This window comes from Streptomyces sp. WELS2, from assembly GCF_013870595.1.
In the GTDB taxonomy this organism is placed as follows: Bacteria; Actinomycetota; Actinomycetes; order Streptomycetales; family Streptomycetaceae; genus Streptomyces.
Genome location: NZ_JACBWZ010000178.1, coordinates 1 through 9,724, shown reverse-complemented (window position 1 = coordinate 9,724; position 9,724 = coordinate 1). Strand labels below are relative to the sequence as shown.

9 protein-coding genes and 2 pseudogenes are annotated in these 9,724 nt (G+C 72.2%); 5 read left to right on the top strand and 6 right to left on the bottom strand.

All coding sequences use genetic code 11. The features are described from left to right. Nucleotides 1-387: 387 nt before the first annotated feature. A pseudogene (locus H5J33_RS13580) lies at nt 388-2,136 on the top strand (endonuclease/exonuclease/phosphatase family protein); the annotation flags it as partial. On the opposite strand, the gene sigE reads toward H5J33_RS13580, so the two are convergent. After that, nucleotides 2,061-2,738, bottom strand: a complete 678-nt coding sequence (gene sigE, locus H5J33_RS13575) for an RNA polymerase sigma factor SigE (RefSeq protein ID WP_258565050.1) — start codon at nt 2,736-2,738, stop codon at nt 2,061-2,063. The pseudogene H5J33_RS13580 and the gene sigE overlap by 76 nt on opposite strands. A 162-nt stretch (nt 2,739-2,900) precedes the next feature. Between sigE and H5J33_RS13570 the strand changes: the two genes are divergently transcribed. After that, entirely contained in the window at nt 2,901-3,599 is a 699-nt protein-coding gene (locus H5J33_RS13570; RefSeq protein ID WP_078637421.1) for an O-methyltransferase, read from the top strand. Nucleotides 3,600-3,764: 165 nt separating this feature from the next. On the opposite strand, the gene H5J33_RS13565 is transcribed toward H5J33_RS13570, so the two are convergent. Next, nucleotides 3,765-3,932, bottom strand: a complete 168-nt coding sequence (locus tag H5J33_RS13565) for a DUF3117 domain-containing protein (RefSeq protein ID WP_018544333.1) — start codon at nt 3,930-3,932, stop codon at nt 3,765-3,767. Between the two features lie 376 nt (nt 3,933-4,308). Here H5J33_RS13565 and H5J33_RS13560 point away from each other — a divergent pair, with 376 nt between their 5' ends. Further along, nucleotides 4,309-5,112 (top strand): enoyl-CoA hydratase/isomerase family protein, encoded by an 804-nt coding sequence (locus H5J33_RS13560; protein ID WP_181795160.1) that lies wholly within the window; start codon nt 4,309-4,311, stop codon nt 5,110-5,112. A gap of 17 nt (nt 5,113-5,129) precedes the next feature. Here the strand turns inward: H5J33_RS13560 and H5J33_RS13555 are convergent, their stop codons facing one another. Beyond that, nucleotides 5,130-5,717: a DNA-3-methyladenine glycosylase I gene (locus tag H5J33_RS13555; RefSeq protein ID WP_181795159.1), complete on the bottom strand. Its 588-nt coding sequence runs from the start codon at nt 5,715-5,717 to the stop codon at nt 5,130-5,132. Beyond that, nucleotides 5,714-6,085, bottom strand: coding sequence for a DivIVA domain-containing protein (locus H5J33_RS13550; RefSeq protein WP_181795158.1), 372 nt, complete (start codon nt 6,083-6,085; stop codon nt 5,714-5,716). The genes H5J33_RS13555 and H5J33_RS13550 overlap by 4 nt, the downstream gene beginning before the upstream one ends. Nucleotides 6,086-6,222: 137 nt before the next feature. On the opposite strand from H5J33_RS13550, the gene folP reads away from it, so the two are divergent. Continuing rightward, entirely contained in the window at nt 6,223-7,083 is an 861-nt protein-coding gene (folP, locus tag H5J33_RS13545; RefSeq protein ID WP_181795157.1) for a dihydropteroate synthase, read from the top strand. Between the two features lie 51 nt (nt 7,084-7,134). Here folP and H5J33_RS13540 read toward each other — a convergent pair whose 3' ends face one another. Next, nucleotides 7,135-7,893: a TIGR00730 family Rossman fold protein gene (locus H5J33_RS13540; protein ID WP_181795156.1), complete on the bottom strand. Its 759-nt coding sequence runs from the start codon at nt 7,891-7,893 to the stop codon at nt 7,135-7,137. Between the two features lie 105 nt (nt 7,894-7,998). Next, complete coding sequence (dapE, locus tag H5J33_RS13535) at nt 7,999-9,078, bottom strand: succinyl-diaminopimelate desuccinylase (protein ID WP_181795155.1); 1,080 nt, start codon at nt 9,076-9,078, stop codon at nt 7,999-8,001. Between the two features lie 95 nt (nt 9,079-9,173). On the opposite strand from dapE, the pseudogene H5J33_RS13530 reads away from it, so the two are divergent. Continuing rightward, a pseudogene (locus tag H5J33_RS13530) lies at nt 9,174-9,724 on the top strand (heavy metal transporter); the annotation flags it as partial.

The following is a 9,724-nucleotide window of genomic DNA, read 5'->3' as shown; positions in this document are numbered from 1 at the left end:
TGCGGGGCGGGGCCACGGTGAGCTGTTCCAGGCCCTCCTGCCAGATCCAGTGAGCGCGGCGCGCGCCAGCTCCGCTTCGGGGCGCAGCCGCGCGGGCGGCAGGGGGGAGCTGTCTGACATCGGCTGGTTCTCCTCGGACCGAGAAACGGGCTCAGCCGCTCAGCCTAGACGGATTTCCACCCATGCCGCCCGGTTCATCTGTCCGTAAGCGGCCGACCATGGCCGAAACCTTGACAACTCCCCGGGCCAGGCAGGAGATTGACGCGCGTAGAAGTTCGGGGGACAACTGTTCACTCGGCGCTACGCGTGTCACAGGGGGCACACGCGTCCCCACGGTCTCCGTTCCGTCCTCGTCCCGGCGCTCACGCACGTCCCGGAGGGAATCCCTTGCCGAGCAGGTCTTCCGCGCGCCTCGCCGCGCTCACCGTCGCCGCCGTCTGCGGCGCGGCGTCCGCCGTCGTCGTCACCTCCCCCGCGCACGCCGACTCGGTGCGCGTCCACGACATCCAGGGCACGACCCGGATATCGCCGTACGCCGGGCAGAAGGTGACGGACGTGCCCGGCATCGTCACGGCCACGCGCACCTACGGGTCCTCCCGGGGCTTCTGGCTCCAGGACGCGGCCCCGGACGACGACCCGGCCACCAGCGAGGGCGTCTTCGTCTTCACGAGCTCCACGCCGAAGGTCGCGGTCGGCGACGCGGTGACGGTGACCGGCACGGTCACCGAGTACGTCCCCGGGGGTGCCTCCTCCGGCAACCAGTCGCTGACGGAGATCACCAAGCCGCAGGTCACCACCGTCTCCACCGGCAACCCGGTCCCCGCGCCGGTCGTGATCGACGAGGACGCGGTGCCGGACGCCTACGCGCCCGAGGGCGACCCCGCCGCGGCGGGGTCCGTCAACGGGCTCACCCTGGACCCGTCGGCGTACGCCCTGGACTACTACGAGTCCCTGGAGGGCATGAACGTCCAGGTCGCCGACGCCCGCGTGGTCACCGCGACCGACACGCACAGCGAGCTGTGGGTCACGGTCAAGCCGTGGGAGCACCGCAGCCGCCGCGGCGGCACGGTCTACGGCTCCTACGACTCCCAGAACACCGGCCGGCTCCAGATCCAGTCCCTGGGTCCCGCCGCCGACTTCCCCAAGGCGGACGTCGGCGACCGCCTCTCGGGTACGACGACCGGCCCGCTGGACTTCAACCAGTACGGTGGTTACACACTGGTCGCGAGCGGCCTCGGCACACTGGAGAGCGGCGGCCTCGAGCGCGAGACCACACGCCGGCAGTCGGAGCGCGAGCTGGCGGTGGCGACGTACAACGTCGAGAACCTCGACCCGTCGGACACCACGTTCGAGCAGCACGCCGCCGCGATCGTGGACCACCTGCAGTCGCCGGACATCGTGTCCCTGGAGGAGATCCAGGACGACAACGGCGCCACGAACGACGGCACGGTCGACGCGGAAAAGACCGTCACCAAGCTGATCGACGCCATCGCCGCGGCGGGCGGCCCGGTGTACGACTGGCGGTCGGTCAACCCGGTCGACGGCCAGGACGGCGGCGAGCCCGGCGGCAACATCCGCCAGGTGTTCCTGTTCAACCCCGAGCGGGTCTCCTTCACGGACCGCCCGGGCGGCGACTCGACCACCGCGACCGGTGTCGTCAAGGAGCGCGGCAAGGCCCGGCTGACCTTCTCGCCGGGCCGGATCGACCCGGCGAACGCGGCCTGGAGCAACAGCCGCAAGCCGCTCGCGGGCGAGTTCGTCTTCCGCGGCAAGACCGTCTTCGTGATCGCCAACCACCTCAACTCCAAGGGGGGCGACCAGGGTCTGACCGCGCAGTACCAGCCCCCGGTGCGCGGCTCGGAGATCCAGCGGCACGCCCAGGCGACCGCGGTGAACGCGTTCGTGAAGGACATCCTGGCGGTGCAGAAGAACGCGGACGTGATCGCGCTCGGCGACATGAACGACTTCGAGTTCTCCGGCACCACGAAGATACTGGAGGGCGACGGCGCGCTGTGGTCGGCGATCAAGTCGCTGCCGAAGAGCGAGCGTTACACCTATGACTACCAGGGCAACCAGCAGGTCCTGGACCAGATCCTGATCAGCCCGGCGATCCGCCGCGGCGACTTCGAGTACGACAGGCCCTCGATGTCGCACAGGACGACGGCGGCGCGGAACTCGGGCGCCAGGGTGTCCAGGGCCTGCTGGACGTCGGCGTCGAAGTGCGCGTCGTTGAACAGCTGTTGCGGGGTGGGCTCGCGGCTGGCCAGGCGCTCGGCCGCGTCCTCGCCGAGGGCGTCGAAGCGGATGCGCTGCTTGCGCCGGACCATGTCCAGGAAGAGGTTCGTGGTGATGCGGTGCAGCCAGCCCTCGAAGGTGCCCGGCGAGTACGTCGACAGGGAACGGAAGACGCGGACGAAGACTTCCTGGGTGAGGTCCTCGGCGTCGTGCTGATTGCCCGTCAGGCGGTAGGCCAGTCGGTAGACCCGGCCGCTGTGCGTGCTGACGATCTCGTCCCACGTGGGCGGAGTCCACGCCTGCCCGTCCGCGTCGGTGGTGAAGGTCGCGGTCGGGGTCTCGCCTGCGGCGATCCCGGCGGCGTGGCTGTCAGCAGCGGTGTCGGTCACGGATTTCGGCCTGCCCGCCGACCCGAGGAAGCGCCGCAGCACTCCACCCCGGTCCCCGGGCGCAGCCGCACCTCCCCTGTCGGCTCTGGTGGTGTCCAGTGGAGCCCCTACCATAGCCACCTCGCCCGTTAGCTCCGGATAAGCGGTTTTACGAGAATTTGATACTTGCTGATCCGGCTCATCCGGCTGCGTCAGCAGTTGCTCGGCGTCCTGCCTCACCGCTCGCCCCCCGTCGCGTCGCCGGCCACCGTCTCATCCCTGTAAACGCACGGGCTCATCTGCGGGTTCCCGCCGCCAACGGATACAGTCACGCCCAGGCAACCACGGGGACAGGAGAGGGTCATTACCGCCAACCGGCAGACGAGCTGGGCGTTCGCCGACGCCTTTGTCGCCGAGGACGAAGCGCTGCGCTGGGCCCGCGAGCGGGCCCGCGAGGCAGGGCTGCGCTCGGTGTCGCCCAGCACGGGCGCCGCGCTGCGACTGCTCGCCGCCTCCGTGGACGCGAAGGCGGTCGCGGAGATCGGCACCGGCTGCGGGGTGTCCGGCATTCATCTGCTGCACGGGATGCGGCCGGACGGGGTGCTGACGACGGTGGACCCGGAGCCGGACCACCAGCAGTTCGCCCGGCAGGCCTTCCGCGGCTGCGGCTTCGCCAGCAACCGGGCCCGGTTCATCCCCGGCCGTGCCCTGGAGGTCCTGCCGCGCCTCGCCGACGCGGGCTACGACCTCGTGTTCTGCGACGGGGACCGGCTGGAGTACCCCGACTACCTCGCCGAATCGTTGCGTCTGCTGCGGCCGGGCGGCCTGGTGGTCTTCGAGGGCGTCTTCGCGGACGGCCGTACGGTCGACTCGGGGCCCCAGCCCGCGGAGGTGCTGCGGCTGCGGGAGCTGCTGCGCACCGTGCGGGAGAGCCAGGAGCTGGTGTCGTCGCTGCTGCCGGTGGGCGACGGGCTGCTGTGCGCCGTCAAGCGATGACGGCGGTGCCGGTGACGCGGTCCGTGTGGCCGGTGCCGGTGACGCCGGCCGTGTGGCCGGTGCCGGCGGAGCAGGGCGTGCGTACGGTGACGGCCGCCCCCGAAGACGCGGCTGCCCCGGCACCGCGTACGATGCCGGGGCAGGCGCGAGGACAGAATCGGGACGTCAGACGACGACCTTCTTGAGGGCGTCGCCAAGCGCCTCGGCCTCGTCAGGGGTCAGCTCGACGACGAGTCGACCGCCGCCTTCGAGCGGAACGCGCATGACGATGCCCCGCCCCTCCTTGGTCACCTCGAGCGGGCCATCACCCGTCCGCGGCTTCATGGCCGCCATGCTCGTTCCCCTTCCTGAAACCAGCTCATCGTCTCTGCCTACCCCCGGGCAGGGGGCACCCGCCATCCGGAACGGACACGCGACACCGGCATCGAACACATTGCTTCCTGGCCATTATCCCGCATGGCAGGACCCGATGACCAACATCGGTCGGCATCGCTTGGGCAACGCGCGCGAGCAAAACCACCCAATTCGGCGATGTGCCTGCGATACTGCGCCACCCCGCGTGGCTCCCGGGACCGGCTCCGCCGTGGATTTCTTTGACGCAGGTCACACGTGCGCTCCGGCCGCCGGCCGGGGATCTCCGCCATGCTGTCCTCAGACATGGACGTACCGAGCGGTACGTCACCAGCGGCTACTCCGGAGGGGACACGCCATGGCCGACACCGTGCTCTACGAGGTGAGCGACGGACTCGCGACGATCACGCTGAACCGCCCCGAGGCGATGAACGCGCTGGACATCGCGACCAAGGTGGCCCTGCGGGAGGCGGCGGAATCGGCGGCCGGTGACACGGCCGTCCGGGCGATCCTGCTGACCGCCGCCGGTGACCGGGCCTTCTGCGTGGGCCAGGACCTCAAGGAGCACATCGGGCTGCTGGCCGGTGACCGGGAGACCGGCGCCGGGCAGACGATGAGCACGGTCAGGGAGCACTACAACCCGATCGTGCGGGCCCTGGCCGGGGCGCCGAAGCCGGTGGTCGCGGCGGTGAACGGCGTCGCGGCCGGCGCCGGGTTCGGCTTCGCGCTCGCCGCGGACTACCGGCTGGTGGCCGACACCGCCGCCTTCAACACCTCCTTCGCGGGCGTCGCCCTGACCGCCGACTCCGGCATCTCCTGGACGCTGCCCCGGGTGGTCGGCCCGAGCCGCGCCGCCGACCTGCTGCTCTTCCCGCGCAGCATCAGCGCCCGGGACGCGCTGGAGCTGGGCATCGCCAACCGGGTCCTGCCGGCGGCCGAGCTGCGCGCCGAGGCCGCGAAGGCGGCGCGGGCGCTGGCCGAGGGGCCGACCGTGGCGTACGCGGCGATCAAGGAGGCGGTGGCCTACGGGCTGACGCACTCCCTGGAGGAGACGCTGGAGAAGGAGGACGAGCTGCAGACCCGGGCCGGGCGGTCCGAGGACCACCACATCGCCGTCCGGGCGTTCGTCGCCAAGGAGAAGCCGAAGTACCTGGGGCGGTAGGGCCGCGGGTTCGTCCGCTACGGGGTACCGCGGGCCACGCAGGCCTCCAGGTGGTCGTCGACCAGGCCGCACGCCTGCATCAGGGCGTACGCCGTCGTCGGGCCGACGAACCGCAGGCCCCGCTTCTTCAGGGCCTTGGACAGGGCCGTGGACTCCGGGGTCACCGCCGGCACGTCGTCCAGGGTCCTCGGGGCCGGGCGGGCCGCCAGGTCCGGGGCGTGGGACCAGACCAGCTCGTCCAGCTCGCCCTCGGCCCAGCCGGCGAGCAGGCGGGCGTTGGCGAGCGTGGCGTCGACCTTGGCGCGGTTGCGGATGATCCCCGGGTCGGCCAGCAGGCGCTCGCGGTCGGCGTCGGTGAACGCGGCCACCTTCTCGATGCGGAAGCCGGCGAAGGCGGCGCGGAAGCCGGGGCGGCGGCGCAGGATCGTGATCCAGGACAGGCCCGACTGGAAGGCCTCCAGGCTGAGCCGTTCGAAGAGGGCGTCGTCGCCGTGGACCGGGCGGCCCCACTCCTCGTCGTGGTACGCCACGTAGTCGTCGGTGGACAGGGCCCAGGGGCAGCGCAGGGCGCCGTCCGGCCCGGCGACGGCGGCTCGGCCGGTCATCGCTGCTCCTCCCGGCCCTGCTCCGGCTCCGTCCGCGGGTGCTCGGCCCGCTGTTCGCGCGCGGCGGCCCGGGCGCCGGCCAGCGCGGACTCCAGGTCGGCGATGCGGGCGTCCCGCTCGGCCAGTTCGGCGGCGAGCCGGCCGAGCGCGTCGTCCACGTCGGCCATGCGGTAGCCGCGCGGCGCGACCGGGAAGCGCAGGCTCTCCACGTCCGCGCGGTCCACCGGGCGGTCCGGGGGCAGCGGGTCCCGGAGCCGCTCGGGCACCGCCTCCGGCAGTGGGGCGCTCTCCCCGCCGCCGACCACGCCCAGGGTCACCGCGGCGACCACGACGGCCAGCGCGACGACCAGGAACAAGAACATCACCATCGCCTCAGGGTCCCCACGCTCGTACCGGACGCTGTGCCGGCAGCGGTATCTGTCAGGCTCCGATCGTGCCATGCGCGTCGGACGGTTAGGGTCACAGGCGGCCGTACAGCGGGACGTACTAGGAGAGGGCAGGGCGGATGCTCAGGCTGGGCAAGCGGGAATTCGGGCCGCACGAGCCGGTGATCATGGCGATCGTGAACCGGACGCCGGATTCCTTCTACGACCAAGGGGCCACGTTCCGCGACGAACCGGCCCTCGAGCGGGTGGAGCGGGCGGTGGCCGAGGGCGCCGCGATCGTGGACATCGGCGGGGTCAAGGCGGGGCCCGGCGAGGAGGTCTCGGCCGAGGAGGAGGCGCGCCGGACGGTGGGCTTCGTCGCGGAGGTACGGCGCCGGTTCCCCGATGTGATCATCAGCGTGGACACCTGGCGGGCGGAGGTCGGCGAGGCCGTGTGCGAGGCGGGCGCGGATCTGCTGAACGACGCGTGGGGTGGCGTCGATCCCGGGCTCGCCCGGGTCGCGGCGCGGTACGGCGTGGGGCTGGTGTGCACGCACGCGGGCGGGGCGCAGCCGCGGACCCGGCCGCACCGGGTGACGTACGACGACGTCATGACCGACATCCTGAACGTGACCCTCGGGCTGGCCGAGCGCGCGGTCTCGCTGGGCGTGCCGCGGGAGTCGGTGCTGATCGACCCCGGGCACGACTTCGGCAAGAACACCCGGCACAGCCTGGAGGCGACGCGCCGGCTGGACGAGATGGTGGCCACGGGCTGGCCGGTGCTGGTGTCGCTGTCCAACAAGGACTTCGTGGGCGAGAGCCTGGACCGGCCGGTCAAGGAGCGGCTGATCGGCACGCTGGCCACGACGGCCGTCTCCGCGTGGCTCGGCGCGCAGGTGTACCGGGTGCACGAGGTGGCGGAGACCCGGCAGGTGCTGGACATGGTCGGCGCGATCGCCGGCCACCGCACACCCGCGGTGGCCCGGCGGGGCCTGGCCTAGGCCCTGTCGCCGGCACTCGCGGGTGCGGGCGGTGTGTCCGGAAGCGGCCTGCTAACGCCCCGCCTCCTTCGACACGAGGGACACCGCCTCCTCCACCTCGTCGGTGACGTGGAACAGGAGGAGGTCCTTCTCCGCGGCCTTGCCCTGGGCGACCAGGGTGTTCCTCAGCCAGGAGACCAGGCCGCCCCAGTACTCGCTGCCGAAGAGGACGATGGGGAAGCGGGTGACCTTCTGGGTCTGGACGAGGGTGAGGGCCTCGAAGAGTTCGTCGAGGGTGCCGAGGCCGCCGGGCAGCACCACGAACCCCTGCGCGTACTTCACGAACATCATCTTGCGGACGAAGAAGTAGCGGAAGTTCAGGCCGATGTCGACGTAGGGGTTGAGGCCCTGCTCGAAGGGCAGCTCGATGCCGAGGCCCACCGAGATGCCGCCCGCCTCGCACGCGCCCTTGTTGGCCGCCTCCATCGCGCCCGGGCCGCCGCCGGTGATGACCGCGAAGCCGGCCTCCACCAGCCCCCGGCCGAGCCGCACCCCCGCGTCGTACTCGGGCGAGTCGGCCGGGGTCCGGGCCGAGCCGAAGACGCTGATGGCGGGCGGGAGTTCGGCCAGCGTGCCGAAGCCCTCGATGAACTCCGACTGGATGCGCAGCACCCGCCAGGGGTCGGTGTGGACCCAGTCGGTGGGAGCGCGCTCGTCCAGCAGCCGCTGGTCGGTCGTGCTGGCGGTGACCTGGCCCCGCCGTCGGAGGACCGGACCGAGCCGCTGCTCGTCCGGCGGCTGCTTCTTCCCCTCGGGGTTTCCGGTAGCCATGTGCGCTCCCTCCGCTTGCCGGTAGTTCATTCCCAGCCTAGATCCATACGGGTTACGGAAGGGGGACCCCGGCGTGTCCGGCGGGCACCGGCACCCGGCGCGCCCTTACGCGGTGAGCCAGTTCCGCAGCCGCTCCTCGCCCGCCAGGATCTTCGCGGTCTCCACCCGCTCGTCCCGCTTGTGCGCCAAGTGCGGGTTGCCGGGGCCGTAGTTGACCGCCGGGATGCCGAGCGCGGAGAACCGGGACACGTCCGTCCAGCCGTACTTGGGCCGGGGGGTGCCGCCCACCGCCTCGATGAAGGCCGCGGCGGCCGGGTGGGACAGCCCCGGCAGGGCGCCGCCGCTGTGGTCGTCGACGACGAACTCCGTCACGCCGCAGTCCGCGAACACCTCGTGGACGTGCGCGATCGCCTCCTCCTCGGTGCGGTCGGGCGCGTAGCGGAAGTTGACCGTCACCACGCACTCGTCGGGGATGACGTTGCCCGCCACTCCCCCGCCGATGCGCACCGCGTTCAGGCCCTCGCGGTACTCCAGCCCGTCGATGACCGGCCGGCGCGGCTCGTAGGACGCGAGGCGGGCCAGGATGGGGGCCGCCGCGTGGATGGCGTTGGAGCCCATCCAGCCGCGCGCCGAGTGCGCCCGCTCGCCCGAGGTCTTCAGCAGCATCCGCAGCGTGCCCTGGCAGCCGCCCTCCACCTCGCCGTCGGACGGCTCCAGCAGGACCGCGAAGTCGCCCCGCAGCCACTCCGGACGGGCCTCGGCGATGTGCCTGAGGCCGTTGCGCTCGGCCTCGACCTCCTCGTTGTCGTAGAACACGAAGGTCAGGTCGCGGTTGGGGGCGGGCACCGTGGCCGCGATGCGCAGCTGCACCGCCACGCCCGACTTCATGTCGCAGGTGCCGCAACCCCACAGCACGCCGTCGTCGTCGAGGCGCGAGGGCACGTTGTCCGCGATCGGGACGGTGTCGATGTGGCCGGCCAGGACGACGCGCTCGGCACGGCCCAGGTCCGTCCGGGCGACGACGTTGTTGCCGTACCGGTCCACGGTCAGGTGCGGCAGGGCGCGCAGGGCGGTCTCGATCGCGTCCGCGAGCGGCTTCTCGGTGCCGCTGACCGACGGGAAGTCCACGAGCCGCGCGGTGAGCGTGGCGGCGTCCAGCGTGAGGTCAAGGGAGGTGTCGGGCATGGCCCCGACCCTAGCGCGCCACCTGCCGGAACACCGCCGGAGCGACGGCGCGGACCCCACGCGGGGCACCGGCCGGGCTCCAGTACCTTGTACGCGTGCCAGAGCCGTCCCCCACCTCTCCCAAGCGCCGTGGCCGCCGTTTCCGTTTCACGGCGGCCCTGTTGGTCCTGTGCGGTGTCGCCGCGTACCTCGTGGTGCAGTACGTCACCGGAGGCGGCGGAGCGCGCGGCTGCGAAGTGGTCTCGGACTCCGGTGACGGGGCCGCCTACGAGTTCACGCCCGAGCAGGCGGAGAACGCGGCCACGATCGCGGCCGTGGGCACCGGGCGCGGGATGCCCGAGCGGGCCGTGACGATCGCGCTGGCCACCGCCATCCAGGAGTCGGGGCTGCGCAACATCCGGCACGGCGACCGGGATTCGCTCGGCCTGTTCCAGCAGCGCCCCTCGCAGGGCTGGGGCAGCGAGCGGCAGATCATGGACCCGGCGTACGCGGCGGGCATCTTCTACGCGCACCTGGCGAAGGTGCCGCACTACACGGACCTGCCGCTGACGGTGGCCGCGCAGCGGGTGCAGCGCAGCGGCTACCCGGAGGCGTACGCCAGGCACGAGTCGGACGCCACGCTGCTGGCGGCGGCCCTGACCGGGCG

Bases quoted from the DNA above. Each gene is read 5' to 3' on its own strand.
- folP (WP_181795157.1), top strand. From the start codon at position 6,223: ATGCTCAGGCTGGGCAAGCGGGAATTCGGGCCGCACGAGCCGGTGATC.
- H5J33_RS13560 (WP_181795160.1), top strand. From the start codon at position 4,309: ATGGCCGACACCGTGCTCTACGAGGTGAGCGACGGACTCGCGACGATC.
- sigE (WP_258565050.1), bottom strand. From the start codon at position 2,738: ATGGTAGGGGCTCCACTGGACACCACCAGAGCCGACAGGGGAGGTGCG.
- H5J33_RS13550 (WP_181795158.1), bottom strand. From the start codon at position 6,085: ATGGTGATGTTCTTGTTCCTGGTCGTCGCGCTGGCCGTCGTGGTCGCC.
- H5J33_RS13540 (WP_181795156.1), bottom strand. From the start codon at position 7,893: ATGGCTACCGGAAACCCCGAGGGGAAGAAGCAGCCGCCGGACGAGCAG.
- H5J33_RS13555 (WP_181795159.1), bottom strand. From the start codon at position 5,717: ATGACCGGCCGAGCCGCCGTCGCCGGGCCGGACGGCGCCCTGCGCTGC.
- dapE (WP_181795155.1), bottom strand. From the start codon at position 9,078: ATGCCCGACACCTCCCTTGACCTCACGCTGGACGCCGCCACGCTCACC.
- H5J33_RS13565 (WP_018544333.1), bottom strand. From the start codon at position 3,932: ATGGCGGCCATGAAGCCGCGGACGGGTGATGGCCCGCTCGAGGTGACC.